This window comes from Exiguobacterium sp. Helios (genome assembly GCF_014524545.1).
Classification (GTDB): Bacteria; Bacillota; Bacilli; order Exiguobacteriales; family Exiguobacteriaceae; genus Exiguobacterium_A.
Genome location: NZ_CP053557.1, coordinates 2,273,186 through 2,294,433, shown reverse-complemented (window position 1 = coordinate 2,294,433; position 21,248 = coordinate 2,273,186). Strand labels below are relative to the sequence as shown.

General features: G+C 43.6%; 25 protein-coding genes. 16 read left to right on the top strand and 9 right to left on the bottom strand.

Annotated features, from left to right (window positions below; all coding sequences use genetic code 11):
• The first annotated feature begins 138 nt into the window (after window positions 1-138).
• The 3 genes from HNY42_RS12045 (at window position 139) to mecA (ending at window position 1,647) form a co-directional block, all read left to right on the top strand.
• On the top strand, window positions 139-276 hold the full coding sequence (locus tag HNY42_RS12045) for a hypothetical protein (protein WP_012370921.1): 138 nt from the start codon (window positions 139-141) through the stop codon (window positions 274-276).
• 176 nt (window positions 277-452) lie between these two features.
• Window positions 453-851 carry a transcriptional regulator SpxA gene (gene spxA, locus HNY42_RS12040; protein ID WP_012370920.1) on the top strand — a complete coding sequence of 133 codons (399 nt, stop codon included), beginning with the start codon at window positions 453-455 and terminating at the stop codon, window positions 849-851.
• Between the two features lie 169 nt (window positions 852-1,020).
• Window positions 1,021-1,647, top strand: coding sequence for an adaptor protein MecA (mecA, locus tag HNY42_RS12035; RefSeq protein ID WP_131502691.1), 627 nt, complete (start codon window positions 1,021-1,023; stop codon window positions 1,645-1,647).
• A 72-nt stretch (window positions 1,648-1,719) separates the two neighbouring features.
• Here the strand turns inward: mecA and HNY42_RS12030 are convergent, their stop codons facing one another.
• Window positions 1,720-2,442: an SDR family NAD(P)-dependent oxidoreductase gene (locus HNY42_RS12030; protein ID WP_131972455.1), complete on the bottom strand. Its 723-nt coding sequence runs from the start codon at window positions 2,440-2,442 to the stop codon at window positions 1,720-1,722.
• Window positions 2,443-2,503: 61 nt separating this feature from the next.
• Between HNY42_RS12030 and cls the strand changes: the two genes are divergently transcribed.
• Genes cls through pepF form a run of 3 tightly spaced genes read left to right on the top strand, consistent with a single transcriptional unit; the run spans window position 2,504 to window position 6,905 of the window.
• Complete coding sequence (cls, locus tag HNY42_RS12025) at window positions 2,504-4,015, top strand: cardiolipin synthase (protein ID WP_188004546.1); 1,512 nt, start codon at window positions 2,504-2,506, stop codon at window positions 4,013-4,015.
• Window positions 4,016-4,029: 14 nt separating this feature from the next.
• On the top strand, window positions 4,030-5,097 hold the full coding sequence (locus tag HNY42_RS12020) for a competence protein CoiA family protein (protein WP_131502688.1): 1,068 nt from the start codon (window positions 4,030-4,032) through the stop codon (window positions 5,095-5,097).
• A gap of 5 nt (window positions 5,098-5,102) precedes the next feature.
• Entirely contained in the window at window positions 5,103-6,905 is a 1,803-nt protein-coding gene (pepF, locus tag HNY42_RS12015) for an oligoendopeptidase F (protein WP_188004545.1), read from the top strand.
• Window positions 6,906-7,075: 170 nt separating this feature from the next.
• Here pepF and HNY42_RS12010 read toward each other — a convergent pair whose 3' ends face one another.
• Together HNY42_RS12010 and HNY42_RS12005 are read right to left on the bottom strand one after the other, a co-directional pair.
• A complete protein-coding gene (locus HNY42_RS12010; RefSeq protein ID WP_114595373.1) occupies window positions 7,076-7,867 on the bottom strand; it encodes a DsbA family protein in 792 nt (263 codons plus the stop codon).
• Window positions 7,868-7,959: 92 nt separating this feature from the next.
• Window positions 7,960-8,535, bottom strand: a complete 576-nt coding sequence (locus HNY42_RS12005) for a CYTH domain-containing protein (RefSeq protein WP_251138588.1) — start codon at window positions 8,533-8,535, stop codon at window positions 7,960-7,962.
• A gap of 105 nt (window positions 8,536-8,640) precedes the next feature.
• Between HNY42_RS12005 and HNY42_RS12000 the strand changes: the two genes are divergently transcribed.
• The 3 genes from HNY42_RS12000 to HNY42_RS11990 are packed head-to-tail and all read left to right on the top strand — an operon-like array spanning window position 8,641 to window position 11,005.
• Window positions 8,641-9,291 (top strand): GTP diphosphokinase, encoded by a 651-nt coding sequence (locus HNY42_RS12000; RefSeq protein ID WP_188004544.1) that lies wholly within the window; start codon window positions 8,641-8,643, stop codon window positions 9,289-9,291.
• Window positions 9,292-9,301: 10 nt separating this feature from the next.
• A complete protein-coding gene (locus HNY42_RS11995; protein ID WP_114595374.1) occupies window positions 9,302-10,105 on the top strand; it encodes an NAD kinase in 804 nt (267 codons plus the stop codon).
• An 18-nt stretch (window positions 10,106-10,123) separates the two neighbouring features.
• The gene (locus tag HNY42_RS11990; protein WP_131502686.1) at window positions 10,124-11,005 is read left to right on the top strand and encodes an RluA family pseudouridine synthase; all 882 of its coding nucleotides are present in this window, start codon (window positions 10,124-10,126) and stop codon (window positions 11,003-11,005) included.
• Between the two features lie 45 nt (window positions 11,006-11,050).
• Here HNY42_RS11990 and HNY42_RS11985 read toward each other — a convergent pair whose 3' ends face one another.
• Window positions 11,051-12,220, bottom strand: coding sequence for an FtsW/RodA/SpoVE family cell cycle protein (locus HNY42_RS11985; protein ID WP_131502685.1), 1,170 nt, complete (start codon window positions 12,218-12,220; stop codon window positions 11,051-11,053).
• Window positions 12,221-12,364: 144 nt separating this feature from the next.
• On the opposite strand from HNY42_RS11985, the gene fabI reads away from it, so the two are divergent.
• Complete coding sequence (fabI, locus tag HNY42_RS11980) at window positions 12,365-13,138, top strand: enoyl-ACP reductase FabI (protein ID WP_114595377.1); 774 nt, start codon at window positions 12,365-12,367, stop codon at window positions 13,136-13,138.
• 133 nt (window positions 13,139-13,271) lie between these two features.
• A complete protein-coding gene (locus HNY42_RS11975; RefSeq protein WP_114595378.1) occupies window positions 13,272-13,475 on the top strand; it encodes a hypothetical protein in 204 nt (67 codons plus the stop codon).
• A gap of 2 nt (window positions 13,476-13,477) precedes the next feature.
• Here the strand turns inward: HNY42_RS11975 and HNY42_RS11970 are convergent, their stop codons facing one another.
• Complete coding sequence (locus HNY42_RS11970; protein ID WP_131502684.1) at window positions 13,478-13,990, bottom strand: YjcG family protein; 513 nt, start codon at window positions 13,988-13,990, stop codon at window positions 13,478-13,480.
• Window positions 13,991-14,135: 145 nt separating this feature from the next.
• On the opposite strand from HNY42_RS11970, the gene HNY42_RS11965 reads away from it, so the two are divergent.
• From HNY42_RS11965 to HNY42_RS11955, 3 genes are read left to right on the top strand one after another with little or no spacing between them, the layout of a single operon-like run.
• Complete coding sequence (locus HNY42_RS11965; RefSeq protein ID WP_026827879.1) at window positions 14,136-14,681, top strand: phosphatidylglycerophosphatase A family protein; 546 nt, start codon at window positions 14,136-14,138, stop codon at window positions 14,679-14,681.
• Window positions 14,681-15,319: a phosphatase PAP2 family protein gene (locus HNY42_RS11960; protein ID WP_188004543.1), complete on the top strand. Its 639-nt coding sequence runs from the start codon at window positions 14,681-14,683 to the stop codon at window positions 15,317-15,319. The genes HNY42_RS11965 and HNY42_RS11960 overlap by 1 nt, the downstream gene beginning before the upstream one ends.
• A complete protein-coding gene (locus HNY42_RS11955) occupies window positions 15,306-15,812 on the top strand; it encodes an HAD family hydrolase (RefSeq protein WP_131502682.1) in 507 nt (168 codons plus the stop codon). The genes HNY42_RS11960 and HNY42_RS11955 overlap by 14 nt, the downstream gene beginning before the upstream one ends.
• Before the next feature lie 163 nt (window positions 15,813-15,975).
• On the opposite strand, the gene HNY42_RS11950 is transcribed toward HNY42_RS11955, so the two are convergent.
• The 4 genes from HNY42_RS11950 to HNY42_RS11935 form a co-directional block, all read right to left on the bottom strand.
• Window positions 15,976-16,848, bottom strand: coding sequence for a DegV family protein (locus HNY42_RS11950; protein ID WP_188004542.1), 873 nt, complete (start codon window positions 16,846-16,848; stop codon window positions 15,976-15,978).
• 64 nt (window positions 16,849-16,912) lie between these two features.
• Complete coding sequence (gene brnQ / locus HNY42_RS11945; RefSeq protein WP_188004541.1) at window positions 16,913-18,235, bottom strand: branched-chain amino acid transport system II carrier protein; 1,323 nt, start codon at window positions 18,233-18,235, stop codon at window positions 16,913-16,915.
• 201 nt (window positions 18,236-18,436) lie between these two features.
• The gene (locus tag HNY42_RS11940) at window positions 18,437-18,730 is read right to left on the bottom strand and encodes a hypothetical protein (RefSeq protein ID WP_026832492.1); all 294 of its coding nucleotides are present in this window, start codon (window positions 18,728-18,730) and stop codon (window positions 18,437-18,439) included.
• A gap of 250 nt (window positions 18,731-18,980) precedes the next feature.
• On the bottom strand, window positions 18,981-19,712 hold the full coding sequence (locus HNY42_RS11935) for a hypothetical protein (RefSeq protein ID WP_131502679.1): 732 nt from the start codon (window positions 19,710-19,712) through the stop codon (window positions 18,981-18,983).
• Between the two features lie 122 nt (window positions 19,713-19,834).
• Here HNY42_RS11935 and HNY42_RS11930 point away from each other — a divergent pair, with 122 nt between their 5' ends.
• Together HNY42_RS11930 and HNY42_RS11925 are read left to right on the top strand one after the other, a co-directional pair.
• Window positions 19,835-20,392 carry a GNAT family N-acetyltransferase gene (locus tag HNY42_RS11930; RefSeq protein ID WP_012370898.1) on the top strand — a complete coding sequence of 186 codons (558 nt, stop codon included), beginning with the start codon at window positions 19,835-19,837 and terminating at the stop codon, window positions 20,390-20,392.
• Between the two features lie 8 nt (window positions 20,393-20,400).
• The gene (locus HNY42_RS11925; RefSeq protein WP_131502678.1) at window positions 20,401-21,126 is read left to right on the top strand and encodes an alpha/beta fold hydrolase; all 726 of its coding nucleotides are present in this window, start codon (window positions 20,401-20,403) and stop codon (window positions 21,124-21,126) included.
• The last annotated feature ends 122 nt before the right edge of the window (window positions 21,127-21,248 follow it).

Genomic DNA, 21,248 nt, shown 5'->3' with positions numbered 1-21,248 from the left:
TCGACAATCTCACATAATTAATTGCTTCAAGTAGGAATAGAAATCAGGTAAACGTGGTATACTAATTAATGTAGAAGATGATAATTTAGCTTTCGTTGGTTAACAGTTCTTTTTTCGGACCGAGTGAGGTGTCGGAGCATGAAAGAACGTGATAAAAAGAAAAAGTTGAAAAAACGCCTTTTGCGGGACATTTTCGAAAAAAAATTAAAAGAGATTAAACTCCCTAAAGCAAAAGAGACGATTTCTCAACCCTTTGATCACACACCAGCTTGCTGAAGCCACCTGGTGGCTCTAGCAAGCTTTTTACGAAAAGTTCTTTCATCTCAAAACATATATCGGGTTTTATTTTTAATGAAAATCAAAGTAAACTGTCAAGTAATAGAATCATCAACTACTGGGTAATAAATTTACGCAGGAGAAATGATGTGAAATCAGGGGGAGGATGTTTTTCAATGGTAACACTCTATACTTCACCAAGCTGTACTTCTTGTCGTAAAGCGCGCGCGTGGCTTGAAGAACATGAAATCCCATTTGTGGAACGTAATATTTTCTCAGAGCCATTATCGCTTGATGAAATTAAACAAATACTTCGTATGACAGAGGACGGAACAGATGAAATCATCTCGACACGTTCGAAAGTCTTTTCCAAATTAGATGTATCGGTAGAAAACTTATCGTTACAACACTTGTATGATTTGATTCAAGAATATCCAGGTTTATTACGCCGTCCAATTCTGATTGACGAAAAACGTCTTCAAGTTGGATACAATGAGGATGAAATCCGCCGCTTTTTACCGCGAAAAGTCCGTACCTTCCAGTTGTTGGAAGCTCAGCGCCTTGTCAACGAGTAAATTGTCATGAGCACGCTGCTTTCTGAGCAGTGTGCTTTTTGTTACCGCCTAAAAAGGTTAAAATAGAGATAACAAAGGAATATACCCTATATGTTTAATGATTCTTTTGAATCTATGTGAAGTGCTCGTTCGTATACTAGATAAGAGCGAGAGGAAAGGAGTGGACATATTGAAAATCGAACGCGTCAATGACAACACCGTCAAGTTCTTCATTACGTACACGGACATCGAACGCCGCGGCTTCGCCCGAGACGAGATTTGGTACAACCGTGAACGTGGAGAACAGTTATTCTGGCAGATGATGGATGAAGCGAATGAAAAAGAGTCCATCTCCTTCGAAGGTCCACTATGGATACAAGTACAGGCATTTGAAAAAGGTTTAGAAGTCACCGTTACAATCGCTAAAACAACGATTGACGGAGAACAAGTTGACGAAGATGAGTTGGATTCGTTACTTCGTTCCGCAATGTCTGATGCGGAAGAAAAAGAAACGGAACTCAGTCAAGATGTCTTATTTGAAACAACAGATTTCGAGCATATCATTGCCCTTAGCCAATATGCAGAAGCACCGATCTTCGAAGAAGTGAAAACGTCTCTTTATCAAAAAGACGGACTCTACCTGTTGCACCTTCACTTTAAAGAAGAAACAGAAGTGGAAGAACAGGAAAATGTAATGAGTCTGATTGCAGAGTACTTGAGCTTTAGTGAACAGACGATTCATCCTGTAGCAGAGTATGGAAAAATAATCGTACCTGGCGATGTCTTTACGTTCATTCGGAAGCATTTTCCGAATTAACAGAATCAAACGGTACAATCAAAAAGGACTGCTCCAATTTGTTTGGAAGCAGTCCTTTGTTGTGTAGAATAATCAAGTGAGGGTGTAACCGCCATCGACGACTAAGGTTTGTCCATTGATGTAACTTGCTTTATCGGATAATAAAAAGCAGACGACTTCTGCGATTTCAGACGGTTGAGCCGCTTCACCACGTAAATGATGTTTCATCGCTAAATCAAACTTATCTTTTCCACCATATAAGGAATGACTTAACTTCGTGTCGACAGGACCGGGACAGATAGCATTAAAACGATATTTTCCGTGAAACCGAGCAGCATATGTTTTCGTAAGCGTAAGAAGAGCACTCTTGGAGGAAGCATACGGCAAGAGCATGGCAGGGAATTTAACATGTCCGACAATTGCACTGTTATTAACGATGGAAGCACCACGACTCAGCCGTTTGACTGCATGTTGAATGATCTGCTCCGGTGCATGATAATTGACTTGAAAGACTTCGCTCTGTTGGTCAGTCACCCGTTCTGGTGCAACCGGCTTTCCGAAGGTTCCGGCATTGTTGAAAATCCCGTCAAGTATTGGGAATTGTTCTTTTGTGTCTTCGAAAAATCGATCGATGTCGGATGGAATCGACAAGTCGACTGGAAAGAAGTTGATCCGTCCTTCACCGCGACGTTCCAAATCGTGACCACGTTCCTCATTTCGTCCAAGCGCAAGGACAGTATGTCCTTCTTGTGCCAGTTGTAAGGCGGTAGCTTCACCAATTCCGCTTGTTGCACCAGTCACTAGATACGTTTTCATTTTGAATCGTCCCTTCTACATAAAAGTATGTCATTCATAACAAATTACAGGAGGGGATACCATGTTGCGACGTGTCCAATTACTTATGACGCTGCTGTTGACAGTCAGTCTGATCGGATTTCTTTCTTATTACTGGAGTGTGTACATGGTAGGATGGCTCTCTCTCGTCATCATTCTCGTCGTACTGAGTGTCTTCGTCATCATCTTGCTTGAGAACCGGAATCCGGAACGAACGCTTGTCTGGGCACTTGTCATGATGGCATTACCGGTCGTCGGTGTTTTCGTGTATTTCACCTTTGGTCAAAATTATAGACGAAAAAGAATGTTTCGTCTGAAAGCGATGCTCGATGAAGAGTCTTACATTAAATATCGTACCCAGTTTGATCATGGGATACACAATCGGGTGTTCCGACATGGACATTACACGAAAGTTGTTAAACTTATCGATTCGATCAGCCGCTTGCCGATTTCGTATAATAGCCATACGAAAGTATTGACGAACGGACAAGAGAAATTTCCGTTATTGTTAGCAGAAATCCGTCAAGCAGAACGCCATATCCATTTGGAGTACTATATCGTCCGGGATGACGCACTTGCGCTAGAATTGCAAGAAGCATTGATTGAACGTGCAGAAGCGGGAGTAGAGATTCGTTTTTTATATGATGCTGTCGGTTGTTTCTCAACGGACAAAACCTACTTCAAAAAGATGGAGGCGGTCGGAATCGAAGTGCGCCCATTTTTCCCTGTCGTCCTTCCTTTTATCTCGAGTAAATCAAATTACCGGAATCATCGGAAAATCGTTGTCATTGACGGTACAGTTGCTTTCACCGGTGGAATCAATGTCGGAGACGAGTATATGGGAAAAGATAAGATGTTTGGATTTTGGCGAGATACCCACCTGTTGGTCAGGGGAGAAGCAGTCTCGGAGTTGCAACTGATTTTCCTTCAGGACTGGTACTACATGACGGGAGAACGGTTGTTTACACCGTATTACATGAAACCGCTCGAAGTCATGGAGGAAGCGACAGGGGGTGTTCAAATCATTGCGAGCGGACCGGATGAACCACATGAAACAATGAAGTCTTTATACTTTGGTTTAATCACGGAAGCCCGCAGTTCGGTTTACATCGCTTCTCCGTATTTAATTCCGGATGAGGACCTGATGACAGCTTTGAAGACCGCCGCCATGTCTGGTATTGATGTCCGAATCCTCTTGCCGAGTTTTCCGGACCATAAAGTTGTTTTTTATGCCAGCCGCTCTTATTTTGACGACTTATTATTAGCAGGTGTAAAGATTTACGAATACAACAAAGGATTCATGCACTCGAAAGTCATCGTAGTCGATGATGCGATTGCGACGATCGGCACAGCGAACATGGACTTAAGAAGTTTCCATTTGAACTTTGAAGTAAACGCCTTTTTGTACGGGACAAATTCAGTCCATGAATTGACACGTGATTTTTATGAAGATTTTTCGAATTCTTCACAGGTCGAACGGAGTGTCTTTATTCAAAGAAGTTTTAGTCAACGTTTGATTGAATCCATTTCGCGGTTATTTTCACCGTTGCTCTAATGAGGAGGAGTAAGATGTTTGAGGCGATGGATGAGCAAGGAAATCGAATCAACAGTCAGCTTGAGACCTTACAATCGTTAGCAGGTAAAATACTGTACTGTCCGTATTGCCAAACACGCCTTCGGATCCGGCAAGGGAAAAAACGGCTACATTTTGTTCACGTAACGGCCTGTACCGGTGAATCGTCAGAACATCAATTTTGGAAAACACGACTTGCTGCCCATTTTGAAAATTTACGATTTAAGGTTGAAATTGAGGCGGTACGGGGGCGAAGACGATTTGACCTTTTAATATGGCCCGGAGAAATCGGGATTGAGATTCAGCGCTCGAAAATGAGCGCTGAAGAATGGCGACGAAGATGGTCGATCGATCAACAAGGCGGATATCAAGTACGGTGGATCGGGTTTCATGAGTCGAGCGGTCAGTTTCTTAAGCTCGATGGCTGGATGAAACCGGCATTTATGAAGAATGGTTATATTGATTTAATCGAGCAGGAACGAATTATCCGCTACATGCATCCACTTCCGTTCGCACAACGTTTTGTAATCTGTCAGCGCGTGTCCTTGTCAGTGGAGCAATTTCTTTTCCCACGTCCGGTTCCGCGACAATTCCTCGAACGACCATGGACGACACTGATAAAACACTATCGGCTTCGTCCGTTTTTTTCTTCGTTACCGCATCGTTATGTACGCTTTCCTCTTTATCACTCCAATCTTTATGTCTCTACACTTCCATCCTGGTGTTTTTTGCCCTTATCTGCGTTACTTTCCGTACCCGTCCATCCTTTTGAAATTCAAATAGCAGTTTACCTGCGTTTAAAAGGAAATTACTCCGTGCCCAATCTCCTTTCATTTCTCACAGAATGTCTGACACAGATGAAGATTCGATTTGAGCTAGCTGATTTATATGCTCTGATTGAAGAATGGATGGCGATTATCAACTTTCTTCAATACCACCTGTCTGAACTTTTTCAAAACCGTCCTGCTGATTTATCGGCTCGTTTGGAAGAAGATCAAAGGTTAGCAGGAGCGCTTCGTTTGTTTGTCGAAAGGGAAACAGGTATAAATGAAGTAAAGGAGTGATTCATATGGCAGAAGTATTAACACGGAAAGACGTCAAGAACGAAGAAACGTGGAATTTAGAATCGATTTATGAAACGAACGAAAAATGGGAAGAGGAGTTTGAGTCAGTGAAAGCAATGCTTCCACTACTTGTCGAGTATAAAGGGCGTCTTGCACAGTCGGATGCAACTTTATATGAAGGACTTCAACTTCGTGACGAAATCTCAAGACGGCTGCATAAGCTCTATACATATGCACATATGCGTTACGATGAAAATACGGCGGATAGTTTTTATCAGGCGATGAATGACCGTGCCCGGACGCTGGCTTCGCAAATTGGTGCAACATTAGCCTTCATGACACCTGAGCTGTTGGAAGTTCCAGAAGAGACGATCGCTTCGTACTTGGATCAGAATCCGGATCTTGCGCTTTACCGTCATGCATTTGACGAGTTGAACCGTGAACGGGAACATGTCTTGTCAGAAGCGGAAGAGGCAATTCTCGCAAAAGCAGGAGAAGTTCTCGGACAGTCGGGAACGACATTTGGCATGTTAAATAATGCAGATATGAAATTCCCGAAAATCAAAGGTGAGGACGGGGAAGAGGCAGAACTGACGCACGGACGTTTCATCACGTTCATGGAGTCAAAAGATCGTTCTGTCCGCGAGGACGCGTTTAAAGCGATGTATGGGACGTATAGTCAGTATACGAACACATTAGCCTCTACTTTAGCCGGTTCCGTCAAAAAAGATAACTTCTATGCCGAGGTCCGGAAGTTCAAAACGGCCCGCGAATCAGCGTTACACGGAAACACGATTCCGGAGCAGGTATATGACGGATTGATTGAAGCGGTTCACGAACACCTTCCGTTGTTACACCGTTATGTTGCTTTACGTAAACGGATTTTAGGCGTCGATGAACTGCATATGTATGATATGTATACACCGCTCGTCAGTGAAGTCGAAATGAAGGTGACGTACGAAGAAGCCAAACAGTTGATGGTGGATGGATTAGCACCACTAGGACCTGAATACAAACATATTCTTGAAGAAGGTCTTGCGGAACGCTGGGTCGATGTCCGTGAAACACGTGGTAAGCGGAGTGGTGCCTATTCTTCAGGCGCATACGATACACAGCCGTTCATCTTGATGAATTGGCAGGATAACGTCAACAACTTGTTTACATTAGCACACGAGTTTGGTCACTCCGTCCATAGCTACTATACACGTCAGAATCAACCATACGCTTATGGTGATTATTCAATCTTTGTCGCTGAGGTAGCATCGACGACAAACGAAGCACTCCTAAATGATTACTTGTTGAAACGTGTGACGGATAAAAACGAGAAACTGTACCTCTTGAACAACCAATTGGAAACATTCCGTGGAACGTTATTCCGTCAGACGATGTTTGCAGAGTTCGAACACCAGATTCATGAAGCGGCACGTCTTGGACAAGCGCTGACACCTGAATTCTTAACTAAGACGTACTATGCCTTAAATGAAACGTATTTCGGTGAGGGTATCGTGTTAGATGAAGAAATTGGTTTGGAATGGGCACGGATTCCACACTTTTATTACAACTATTATGTCTATCAGTATGCGACAGGTATTTCTGCAGCAGCGGCACTGACTTCGCAAATCTTAGAAGAAGGAGAGCCGGCGGTCGAGCGCTACATCAATAACTTCCTCAAAGCAGGATCAAGTGATTATCCGATTGAAGTCCTCAAGGCGGCAGGCGTCGATATGACGACGAAAGCTCCGGTTGAAGCAGCCCTCCGTCAATTCGAACGGGTACTCGATGAATTTGAAGCACTGCTCGGAGAATGACAATTTTGTGAAAATATGAACAAAGGGCTTTCGAAGAGGGATGTATTCGATTATACTAAACATGTGAAGCGAATCACATTCCCCCTGATGATTCTCTTTTCCCCCATCCGAGTTTAAAAGAACGACAAAGAAGCTGCTTCCGCGATTGACGTGGAAGCAGCTTCTTTAAGTTAAGCATGGGCAGAATCTTTTAAATGACGCCATACTTTACCGTCACAATACGTCAGTGAAACGCATTTTTGTTGAAGCATTAACTTTTTCAATTCGTGTTCAACCTGCGCTTCTGTTGCATCATAGATAAATGCAATTTCAGAAGTCGTTGCGGTGTCATACCGTCTCAAGAATTGTTCGAGAGGAGGCTTTGCCTGTTTCTCAAACGGTTGTTCTAACAATTCGTTCAGAATCGATACATAAATCAAGTATTCATAATGGCCTTCAGCCTTGATTGCTTCCTCATCTCCAACAAAAGCAAGCGTCGGGAGAATACGTACGTCCCAATCGGTCACCAGTTCAGTTTCCTTTTCGAGCATCAATTGAATGGTATCTGATTCGATATCACGATGGAATTCTGCTAAATCAAGACCAAATTCCGTTAATGCTTCTGCCAATCGCATCAGGGAAGAGCGCGAATAAGCGCTTTTTCCTTCGACATTATGCAACATGCGTAAACGACGCATGAATCGCATGCCAAACGTTTTCCCCTGCAATTCAATTGCTTTTAGAATCAGCAGAGGTGACATATCACACGCTGATCGCGAAGGCGCACAAGGAATTGTTGCAATTGTCCGAAGACGGAACAGATGACCGTATTCTAATTCTAATTTCTTGAGAACGGGAATCAACCGTAAACCATCCGTTTGTGTGATGTCTAGAAAATGATAGATTTCTAGTGGTTTTGTCGGTTGTTGAATTGATGGTTCGTCCAATGAACAATATGAACCGTTGCATTGTTCGTGTTCCATCCGTTCACCCCTTTTCTTTTTAATATCGTTACCCTATTTTAGCAACGAAAAAAAAGAAAGAGCAAAGGTTTTGCTTGTACATTTCTACACGATTAACGTGTAAGCGCTTTACGGTCCATAAAACGGACGATTTTATTTTTTGTTTCACGAAGGGGAATCTCGTTTGTTTGCAACAGTTCTTCGAACGCACGTTTACCGGCCGCGTAGTTTGTCACTTCAAATTCAAGTTCATAATCTGTGGTGCCTAAATACGTACTTTTATCTAAAACTAACAAACCGCTTTCCAGTTGTTTCTCGAATCGTTCTGTTTCAAGGCGTCCTAAATGTTCAAGTGAAGTCGTTAATTCGAATTTTTCCAACTGCTGATTCATTTCAGGAGAGTGGATCAAACCGTATTGGAATAAATCTTCCGCCTCTTGTTCGGACAAAGACACATGTGTTTCAAGTAACCCGTCGTCCTGCGGTTCTTTCAAAGTCAAAACCAAACCGGTCTTCTTTTCACGAATGCGCAATGCAGCACCGTAGCTACGAAGTTCAAACGTAGGTGTATCAAAATAGTCATTTGCTTGCCAAACAGAAGACCCGGATGTATTGTACCGTTCCATCAGTTTGGTGTAATCCGTTTCGTTTAACAGGTTTTTAAATTCAATTTCCATTTCTTGTCTCATTTCCGACCACACCTTTCTAGTTGAATGCTTGAAAATATGATACCATGAATGGTGTAGTGGAACGAATTGAACTAACAATTTAGACTAAAAGTGGTGACAATAACGATGACAAAAGAAAATTGGGACTTATTTCTCGCACCGTATCAAATCGCAGTGGATGAACTGAAAGTAAAACTAAAAGCCATTCGAAAACAATTTCAACAACGTGGGGAACATTCACCGATTGAATTTGTCACAGGACGTGTCAAACCTGTAAAAAGCATCATACAGAAGGCTGAGCGGAAATCGATTGATATTGAATTACTCGAGCAAGACATGCAAGACATTGCAGGTCTCCGAATCATGTGTCAATTTGTGGATGATATCATTCATGTCTTGGAGTTGTTACGTTCACGGGGAGACTTTAAAATTGTTGAGGAACGCAACTACATTACACAAAAGAAGGAGAGTGGGTATCGTTCGTACCACATCATCATTGCTTATCCTGTCCAAACGATTGAAGGAGAAATCCCGACACTTGTTGAGATTCAAATCCGGACACTTGCAATGAATTTTTGGGCGACGATCGAACATTCTTTGAATTATAAATATCAGGGGAACATTCCCGAAGAGACACGGGAACGATTGAGGCGTGCGGCTGAAGCAGCGTTTCTGCTCGATGCGGAGATGAGTCAGCTGAAAGTAGAGATACAAGATGCTCAAGTCGTTTTACATGAACGAGAGGCGACCGAAGCAAAGAATCGAACAAAAGAGTAGGGGGATGACGATGCGTTTTGCGGTTACGGCTCGGGGCGATGAACGTTCCCATATGCTGAAGGAACAAGTAGAACAGGCGTTGATCGAACGGGGAAGTCATCGAGACGTCGTTACTCCGGAAATCGTGATTTCAATCGGCGGGGATGGTACGATGTTGCAAGCCTTCCATTCTTATTTGGATCAGGTCGAGGAAATCACGCTGGTCGGAATTCATACCGGGCATCTCGGCTTTTATGCCGACTGGAGACCGGAAGAAATGGATGAATTGATTCAACACATCGCGGACGATAACATAGCGACCGTTGAATATCCGCTACTTGAATTATCGATCGATTATGCAGACGGTTCGACGAATAAACTGTTGGCATTAAACGAATGTACGATTAAAAGTTTTAATCAGACATTGGTCTGTGATCTGTCGATTCGCGGAGAGTATTTTGAAACATTTCGTGGTGATGGTCTGTGTATTTCAACCCCATCCGGTTCAACAGCCTACAATAAAGCACTGGGCGGGGCCATTGTGCACCCGGCGCTCGAGGCGATCCAGATCACAGAAATGGCTTCAATCAATAACCGGGTGTACCGGACGATTGGATCCCCGATGTTATTGCCGAAGCACCACGATGTCGAGATTCAACCGGTCAATCCGATTGATTTTCAATTGACATACGATCATTATGCATCGATTGTGCATCAAAATGTTAAGTCAATCCGTTGTCGTGTGTCCGATAAAAAAGTCAAATTTGCCCGATTCCGCTCTTTCCCGTTTTGGCAACGCGTCCGAGAATCATTTTTAGCAGAAGAAAGAAGTTAATTATAAAGAGGTAACGTGATGGCATTTCAAATTGAACAACAAGTAACTTCTATTGAAGATGGCTGGAGTGTCGGTCATTTTTGTACGACACGCCTCCATATTTCCCGAAAAATGTTAGTTTCGATCAAGCACCACGGGAATATTTTACGGAATGGACAACATGTCAACGTCAACGAGCCCGTTCATGAAGGCGACCGGATTCATGTCCGGTTTCCGGAAGAACAGCCTGCTCAGGACATGCATGCGACAAGCGGGGAACTCGATATCCTCTTTGAAGATGAATGGCTGTTGATTGTCAATAAACCACCGGGCATGGCTTCCATTCCGTCCCGACTCCATCCAGAGCGGTCATTATCGAATTTCGTGCTCGGTTATTACCGGCAACATCAAATTCCATACGCGATTCATATCGTCAATCGGTTGGACCGTGACACGAGTGGTTTGGTCGTTTTTGCAAAACATGCCCTTGCGCATCATCAGTTGAGCAAGATGCAACAGAATGGTTTGCTCGATCGCCGGTACGTGGCGTTGATTGAAGGATCAATCAAACCTCAGACAATTGATCTTCCGATCGGTCAAACCGATCATTCCTTCATGGAAAGAATGGTCCGGGAGGATGGTCAACAGGCAGTAACGCATATCTTAACGAGTGAGCGAATTACTGCGTTTTCGCGTGAATTGTCCCGATTGACGATTAAACTGGAGACGGGAAGGACGCATCAAATCCGGGTTCACCTTGCTGCACTTGGTCATCCGTTAGTCGGAGATACGATGTATAAAGGGACACCATTGATTGCGAGACAAGCACTACACAGCGCATCTGCTACGTTTCCGCATCCGGGGACAGGTGAGGTGATGACATTCGTCGCACCGTTGCCGGACGACTTAAGTCTTTCGTGAATACCAAAAGAGTGGCACCCGACTGGATGCCACTCTTTTTTGAAGTTAATCTTCATCAAACATCGAGATACGGGACTGTGAAGCAATTGCCATGATCAAGCCGAGTCCAACCAAGTTAACAATCATCGTCGACCCTCCGTAACTAATGAAGGGAAGCGGGAGACCGGTGATCGGTAAGACACCCATCGTCATACCGATGTTTTGGAAGATTTGGAATGTGAACATGGCGACATAACCCGTTACGATATACGTTCCAAACGGATCTGCTGTTTCCAGCGCGATTTGAATCAACCGGTAGATGAAAAGGAACAAGATAATTAGAACGACGGCTGCACCGATAAAGCCGTAGTGAGCTGAGATCGCGGTGAAGATAAAATCGGTATGCAGTTCGGGAACTGATACTTGCAGTTTTCCGTACCCGACACCAAACATCTGACCTGAGCCGATGGCGTTAATCGATTGGACCAGCTGATAGGAAAGGTCATCCGCATACTCAAACGGTTGTAACCAAGCCATAATCCGGTTCATCGCATGCCCCGGGAAGAAGGTGGCGAGTAAATCATTCTGGAAATAAAACAGATAAAAGAATCCGACAATTGCGACGGTCAACAAGCCGAACATAGTAAGCAACCATTTCCAGTTCAAGCCGGACAGTAACATCGCACACGCTAAGATGACGCAGAGAATCAAACCGATTCCTAAGTCAGGTTGAATGATGATTAAAGCAAGCGGAAGCAACGTAATCGCGGCCATCTTGACTAACAGCAGGAAGTCCCGTTCATGTTGGACATACCGGGCATTGTGTTCCGAAATCACCGCAGCTAACGTAACAATCAGAAAAAACTTCATGAACTCAGCCGGTTGAACGGTTCCGATGACGGGGAACTGATACCAACCGTACGCCCCTTTAATGTTTGCGACCAACGGCGTATTACGTAAAACAACGAGACCAATCAGGGAGATGATCCCTGCTCCATATAAGTACCAGTGAAAACGTTTCAGCTGCTCATAATCGATGAGAATGACGACAGACAGTGCGATAAATCCGATGATATACCACTGAATCTGTTTTGCCATGAAATTGATTTCACTGATTGCCCCTTGTAAGAAAGGTTGCGCGGTATAGATTGCGATGACACTGATGACCATCAAACAACCGAGCAAAAAAAGCAACGTGTTATCATAACGTTGTGTAAATGATTTAAAACGGTTCATTCCATCCCTACTTTCTGTCTCTTTCTATATTACCGTAATTTATCAAAATCGCAATATCAAGAGCGATGGTTGACAGAAGCGTTACGTTTTTGTAACCTAGATATAGGTGTTATTACCAGGTACTAATTTAAGGGGGAACTCATAATGAATATTTATCCTTCGCTTGAGGGAAAGACGTATGTTGTAATGGGTGTCATCAATCAACGGTCAATCGCATGGGGAATCGCACGTGCTCTTGATGCAGCAGGGGCAAGTCTTGCCTTTACGTATGTCGGAGAACGCTTCAAGGCGCCACTCGAAAAATTAGGTCAAGAACTTTCACGACCGGCGACGTATTATACGTGTGATGTCACGAGTGATGCTGAAATCACACAAGTATTTGAAACGATTCATGCCGATCACGGACAGATTTCAGGAATCGCTCACTCGATTGCTTTTGCCGATAAAGAAGCATTACGTGGTGAATTCTCAGGTGTGACACGCGAACAGTTTGCGCAAGCACTCGATATCTCGGCATACAGTTTGACGGCTGTTGTGAAAGCGGCAAAAGATTTCTTCACGGAAGATGCCTCTGTTATTACATTGACGTATCTTGGTGGCGAAAAGATGGTCCCGAACTACAACGTGATGGGCGTCGCGAAAGCGGCACTCGATGCAAGTGTCCGTTACTTAGCAGCAGAGTACGGAAAGCAGGGTGTTCGCGTCAACGCGATTTCAGCCGGTCCGGTCCGAACGGTTTCTGCAAAAGGTGTCGGTGATTTCAATTCGATTCTCGAAAGTATTGAAGAGCGGGCACCACTTCACCGTAACGTCACGACAGAACAAATTGGTCAAAGTGGATTATTCCTCTTGTCCCAGATGTCGAGTGGTGTTACGGGTGAGATTCTTCACGTCGACAGCGGTTTCCATATCTTATAATATAATAAGAATTTTCGTTCATTCCGAACTAAACTGTACAGTTAAAACCAAGGGAAACCTTGGTTTTTTGTTTTTCTTAAAGAGATTTTGGGAATAACAGAATAACGAGCTGAACTTTAGGGAGGGATATTCTATGTACCAAGTAGATTTTACGGTAGTCCAATATGTGAATCGACAAGTCAGAGTCGATTTGGAGCGGAAAACAGAACCGGTCGCCCGCATCAATCCGATCAAGCGTGTCGAGCCGCATCATGCTGAGCTGGAAGAACAAGCAAATGCTTATGGGGTTTTGCCAGAACTAAAACTTCCCGGTCGCAAGTTCGACCGGGAAGTTTGATGTTATTGACCTGTAAATCGGAACGTTTCGTACACACTCCATGAACCATTTTCGAGTTCATACAGAAGAGCCATCTTGGTGACATCTTCTTGGAAACGGATATCTTCCATTTTCAATCGTTCGAGAACGTCGAATAATTCGACATCGGATAAATCTTGACCGATTGTAATGTGAGGTAAGAAATCATACTTCGGTGTGTGACTAAGATCACCCGAATGCAAGGCTTGATGTAATTGTTCCAATTCATCCGTCGGCATGACTTTTAAAAATAAGACATTATTCGTCGGATGGAAAGACCGAGCGCCTTGGATATGAAGTGAAACCGGTTTCGTTTGCTCTGCTACCTGATTGAGAGCAGCTACGATGGAATCAAGTTCGGTATCATCGACACTGATCCGTTCTCGCATCGTAATGTGTGGTGTGATTAACGCATACTTGGAATCGTACCGTTTTCGGTATGAATTCGCAAAATCCTGAATTCGTTTCGATGGAAACAAAACTACCCCGATGTTCATCGAAAATCCCCTACTTTCCCCTGAAATGATAACGCTTTACAGGATAATCATGACGGATTATCGGTGTGATGTCAAAGAAGTTTGAGGGGAGAGCAGCAATCCGTGTATACTTGTGAAGAACTTTGTCAGAGAGGTGGATTTTGTCATGAAAGAAAAAGCACATTCTAAAGAAGTAAAACAAGCAGCAATCGATAAGCTGCATGAGCGAGGTGTCACGATTCATGCAATTGCTGAAATCGTGTATCAAATGCAAGCACCATACACGATTGAACTTACGCTTGAAACCTGTGTCAGCTCCGTGGAACGTGTTCTCGAAAAACGGGAGTTGCAGCATGCTATTCTCGTTGGGGCAGAACTCGATATTTTAGCCGAAAAAGGATTGTTATCTGAACCGCTTTTATCCATCATTCGTAGTGATGAAGGATTGTTTGGCGTCGACGAGACGATTGCAATTGGAGCTGTCAATACGTATGGTTCGATTGCCGTAACGACGTTTGGTTACTTGGATAAGGCTAAGATCGGGATTATCAAAGAGCTGGATACAAAGGTCGATGACGGACGCGTCAATACCTTCATGGATGATATCGTAGCAGCCATCGCTGCCAATGCGTCTGGACGTCTTGCACACCGATTACGTGATAAAGAAGATTATTCGGCCGAAGAACTTGAGCAACGGAAAGGGACGTATTGATGAAACTAAATCGAAAAGCTTTAGCTGTTTCAGGAATTGCGTTCGTCATCTTTCTCGGAATCGCTATCTCCATCCGGTTGACGGGCTATTTTTTATTTGACGCGCAACTGTCCAATCGCATGTCGAAACAAGTCCCGGCTGACTATGTCAGTTGGTTCACGCAGTTAGGATCAGGAGTAGGAGCCGTAACGGTGACACTTCTGTTAACCGCCATCAGTTATTACCTGTGGCGAGATCGGGTGGGAAGTATTTGGTATCTGTTATCCTTTTTGGCGGTGGCCGTTCTCAATCAAGTTGCTAAAGCTTTTTTTGTCCGGGATCGTCCTTCACTCAATGAATTGGTTGGCGGAGTCGGCTACAGTTTTCCGAGCGGTCACTCGTCAATGGCTTTTGCAGTGTACGGTGGATTTTTGATTTTGAGTTGGCGGTTTTTAAACCGGGCCGGGAAAATCATTTTGGGAATCTTTCTTAGTCTGTTGATTTTAGCAATGGGTTCGTCACGTATTATCTTGAACGTGCATTACTTCTCAGATGTTGTTGGTGGTTTTTGTTTTGCTGCGTTCATCTTGTGTCTGTCCTATGCCTTCATCTCATCGCGACGTAAACAAAAGGAGACCGGTCATCATGTTATTAATTGATATCGATCACAGTCTGCTTTTTGATGAAACGGCGATGAAGACGATTGCAGTTCCTACTTTATTAGTAGAGCGAGTAGGAGAAGAAAAACGGTTCATGACGATGCGGACGCATTTGCGATTGAAACGTCTCGTTGAAAAGAACGGTTTGATTCCATTTACGAGCCGCACGTTTGAGGGATTCCGGCATTTGGAGTTGTTTCAAATCGATGCGAAGCCGAAATGGTCTATTCTTGAGAGTGGTAGAACCTTGCTGAAGGATGGGAAACCAGATAAACGTTATGCAAACTGGTTACGACAATACGAAGAAAACCCTTCTCTGGAAACGGTACTCCGTTATTTAGAGGAAGTGGAGCAGTTCGATTGGACCGTTTATCCGGCAGAAGCATGGGAAAAACGAATCACTCGTCCGCATCAGACGATTTTGCGCCAAGAAGATGAAGCGACGATGCTTGATGATGTCTTTAAACAAATGAATGATTTGCAGCAAGGATAACACTTACCCGAATGGGGACACTTAATTCAAAGGTCCCATTCGGTTTTTTTGTGTAGATGGACTGTTATACGGGCACTAAAAAAGATGACTCTGATGTAATATCGGAATCACCTAATAAGCGGGAGCAGCGTCCAAAATAAAGGAAGTCGTTCAAGGTTACTTCTTATACGTTGACAGTCAAATCATCGAACCAGTACACACCAACGGTTTCCGATCCAGCGTGCGTGAGAATGGATGGACCAAACTGTGTAATTTCGATTGAAATCTGTGGCAATTTTGTTTGCAGCAAATCGCGTAATTGTTCGGCAGAAGACCGCGCAAGTGTATGGCCGATGTAAAGGGTCTGATTGTATAAACCAAACTGTTCGATTTTAGTAGCGATCTCGAATGACATTTCGTGAAAAGCTTTTTTAATCGACCGCACTTTTTTAAACGGAACCAGTTTACCGACCTCGTCGAACTTCACGATCGGTTTAATGTTCAGCATGTTGGCCAGTAAAAATTGACTGCTGGAAACACGACCACTTCGACGCATCGTCTCCATGTTGCCGATAATCAGATAGAAATGAGAGTGGTGCTTGAACTGTTCCAAGACTTGCATGACTTCTTCCGGCTGCTTACCAGCTTGCGCCATTTCGATGGAAAGACGTAACATGTTTTGTTGATTCGTAGCACCGGTGTAAGAGTCAATGGCATATAACTTAAAACCGACAGCATCCGCAGCGGCGACAGAACTGGCATACGTCCCACTTAAGCCGCTCGTGATGTGAACAGCATACGCATAATCATAACCGTCTGCTTGTAAACGCTCGTAAAGTTCAACTAACTCACCAAACGACGGTTGTGAAGTCGTCGGGATGACAGAAGAATTTTCGCGCATTTTTTGATCCAGTTGTTCAATCGACAGATCAGCATATTCCCGGTATGATTCTCCGTTGATGATGATGACTGTTGGTACGACATGGACTCCGAGTTTTTCAGCTTCCCCGGATGGGAAAAAAGCCATACTATCGGTAATCCAAGCAATCTTATCCATTAAAGCGACGCCTCCAGTAGAATTTCATTTTTTTAATCATACCATAGCGATGAAAGCGGCATCACTAGCCAATCTGTTTTTCAGGAATAGAATTTGGAGAAACGTGTCTAATCGATGAACTGATGAAGAAGGTGATCAAAACAGGCAACAGCCAAGCTAAACTTTTATCGGATAACGGCAAGAATGAATATACAGCGACTATCGGATCAGGCAAAACTTTTAACGTATGGAGAGCACTTAATAAAGAGAACAAGGCCGTGACCGATAAAGTGGTTCGATACACAAGTGATGGTCTCTTCAGCAAAGAACGGATAAAGGTCAAACCAATCAGGACGATGACAATCGGATACAGGAACATCAAGACAGGTACCGCAATCGCAAGTAAGGCATCAAGTCCGACAATTGAAACGGAAAAACCTAAAACGGTTGTGATAATGCCGGTGACCGGAAGTGTGAGACGGGTTGAGAGCGACATCATATATTCTGAAAAAGCTGTGATAAGACCAACAGATGTCGTTAAACAGGCAAGCAAAATAGCGACTCCCAAAATCATCAGACCAATCGTTCCGAATGTACTTTCGGCATATTGTTGTAATAATGAAGGACCATTGATTACCCCGACTGCTCCAAAACTATTCCGACCAATGAAGCCGAGTCCGGTGTAAACCAGAGTCAGTGATAGTGCAGCAATCAATCCTGCTTGTGTCACGGTCTTTAATTGGACTTTTCGACTTTTTAAACCTCTGGCATCTAGCGTATGCAGGACGATGACACCAAATACAAGAGCGCCGAGAGCGTCAAGCGTCAAGTATCCTTGAAGAAATCCCTGAATGAATGCATCTGTAAAACCATCGTACGAAGAGGCGGGGGGTTGAACTGCCGATAATGGCGTTAAGATACTGCTGATACTGAGTGTCGCAAGTGCCAACAGCAACAACGGAGTGATAAAACGACCAATGATATCGAGCAGTTTGCCCGGTTTAAGGACAAGATACAACGTGATTAAAAAGAAAACGGAAGAAGAAATCAACAGCGTCGTTTGACTAGGACCACTTAAGAAGGGAACAACACCAAGTTCATACGTGACGACGGAAGTCCGTGGAATTCCAAAAAAAGGTCCGATGGCGACATATAAAGCAAAAGTCAGTAGAGCACCGACGAATTTAGGAAGCGGACGGGCAAGTGTACTGATTCCCCCGCCGACCCATGCGACAGCAATTAATCCAGTCAGAGGTAATCCGACACCGGTAACAATGAAGCCGAGTATTGCAGGAAAAAACTGTGTTCCGGCCAGGGCACCGAGTTCAGGAGGGAAAATCAAATTACCCGCACCAAAGAATAATGCGAAAATCATAAAACCTAAAGCAAAAACATCTTTTTTACTCATAATATATCTTACCTCCTGTTTTTTTTACGTTATTCACTATATCACCGGATGAGAAGTGATGAAAGAATTTTTAGAAAATTCATTTGTTTTCAAGGTTTATTTTTTGACTTTACCAAAAAAAGCCCATGTCATGGTTAGAAGATCTCTAACAGTGACATGAGCAGGATGTTGCAGGAATGATAAAGTAAAGGAGTAAGTGGTTTAGCTAGACGCCATGAAACGACCTTTTTTTTGTCGTCTTAATTTATGGAGGAGCCAAGCGTGAACGACTTCGCACGATTGACGAGGGAGGGTCAGTTCCACGAGTGGTTCTTGCTGCTGACCATGGATAATAAATAATCCTGTTTCTTCATCAATAGGTGAGATAGTCATTGAGCTCGCTTCATTCAACGATACTTTCAGTTCGCCTGTTGTGGCATCCTTCAATTTCAGGATGTTTCCGTTCGTTGCAAACTTGGTGAATGAACCGATACCGTTCACTTTTAACTGATCCATGCTAAATTCCTCCTTCGGTTGATCCAAACTTATTTAAATCATCAGAAAAGCGGTTCCAACTTCTAACTTCCAAAAGGTTAATCTCATTATAACGAAGTCTGGACCAGATACCAGTCTTAATTTATGTGAAAATTCCGATTAATCAGTAATGGTATTGTCATATAGAGGATTATACAAAAAACGAGCAAAAAGTACCGTATGAAAAATATGAGAAAACTATCCTGTTATCAAGTAAAAAAAGTGATTAGGATCAACGTAACTCCAAACTCCAATTTTTTTTACGATGGATCAACTCACCACGAAGGATGATCGATTCTTTTTTTGTCTCAAGATCTTCTTTCAGAACATGCATGTCTTCGTATCGACCGGCGATATAAACCGGAATGGTCGTTTGACGTGTGAACATCGATTGCCGTGTATGCGTGAAATCGATCAAAATTCCTTTTTGTAACAATTGACGCAGATTAATGATGATTTCCGCTGTAAGAGGTGAAAGGGTCGGAATACGGAGTTCGCGACGGATTTTTTGTTGCACTAATGTGGATAAGACTTGTTCGATACTGGGCCAATCTTTTAAATAAGCCGTTGCCTGTGTCCCATCATGCTCACTGAAATAGGCCCATTCGTTTTCGACGGAAGTCATGAATGGACTAGGCATTCCGCGTTTCATATGCATTAAAAACAACAGCTCTGCAATTTCAACATCTGTCAGGATATCCAGGGAATGAGAAGAACGGATATCAATGGCGTTCAGTGGAAAACGTTCTACATCATTCGATTGGACAAATTGTTCGACTTCATGCGCCTCGACATAATGAAAGGCGGTCCGCGAAGAATATTTGATGGATTTGAAAGCGGCTCCTGAGACAAGCAGGGCACTTTTTGAATCAATAGACGTGATAAAGTCCGCAAAAGTAACACCGGACATCGTCAAACGATGATTTTCGGCATCTTCATACAAGTAGAGCAGGGAGTTGGACATAAACGAGCGACTTCCTTTCGTGGTCAGGACGTGAATAAGTTCAATAGTAGCAAAACTTCTAATGAGCGAAAAGGGTATTTCCTTCTGAAAACGGGCATAATATAAAAAAGAGGTGATTGGGCATGTGGGGGTTAAGAAAACCATTCCCGGAACTAAAAACAGAACGCTTCATCTTGAGAGAACTGGAAAACAAAGATGCACGAGATCTATTTAAGATTTTATCGGATGATGAGGTCATGTATTATTACGGATCAGATCCGCTGGTCACGGTGTATGAAGCAAAAAATGTCATCAGTTACTTCAAAGAACAATTCACCCAAGGGAAAGCGATTCGATGGGCGATTGCCGACCAACAAACGAATCAACTGATTGGAACGATTGGATTTCATAATTGGTTGACCCAGTATCACCGGGCAGAAATCGGATTTGAAGTCAGCCAAGACTATTGGCAACAGGGAGTGGCCTCGGAAGCAGCACGGGCAGTCTTGACACACGGATTTGAAGACTTCGCGCTGCACCGAATCAGTGCACTCGTTGCACCTGAAAATATCGCGTCCAATGCACTGGTTCAGAAACTTGGTTTTCAAGCAGAAGGATTACTTGAAGATTATGCGTACAGTCATGGACGATTTATGGATTTAACGATCTACCGAATGCTTGCATCGGAATGGAAAGGATGACTAGTCGAATGTCGAAACAATCACTTGTGTTACTACATGGATTTGCCGGAGGAACGGATTATTTTAATCGGGTTGAAGCGAAACTGCGTCTGTCGTTTGATGTACTCGTGCTGGCTCTGCCTGGTCATGAAGGACAATCAGTCGGTCCGGAGACGATTGAAGAATTTGCCTCATGGGTGATGGAGGACTTGGAACGAAGAGGGATTGAACGGCCGATTCTGATTGGACATTCGTTTGGCGGTTATATCGTCTCCTCGATTGTCGAGATGTATTCGGAAAAAATCAATGGATTTGGTCTTGTCTATTCAACGGCTAAAGCAGATACGGACGAAGCCAAACAAAAAAGAAATCAAAACATCAGCCGAGTCCAAGAAATCGGTGTACGGGAATTTGTTGACGGGTTAGTTCCCGGCCTATTCGCTGAAGGTACTGATGTGATGATCGTCTCTGAAGCGAAGGAAATCGGTTATATGATGACTGTCGAAGGGGCAATACGGGCGCTGACAGCGATGCGTGACCGTAGAGATTTGACAGCCGTCTTAAGTCGAACGGATGTTCCAGGAGTGATCATCCACGGAACGAAGGATCCTTTAATTTCGGAAGCGAGTGCATTTGCGCCTCAAAACGAACGGATTATAAAACGTTCGACGGACAGCAGTCATATGGGGATGCTTGAGACACCGGATGCATTTTGTGAAATTTTAGAAGAAGTGTTCTCAGAGGAGAAGTCTTGAGGGCAATCTGTCTGATCAGCGTTCACCACACGGTGGGCGCTTTCTTGCTTCTTTTACGTAACCGGTTGAAAAAAGATACAAAAGCGTATGCGTTGCATTTTTAATTGAATTTCTGAATGATG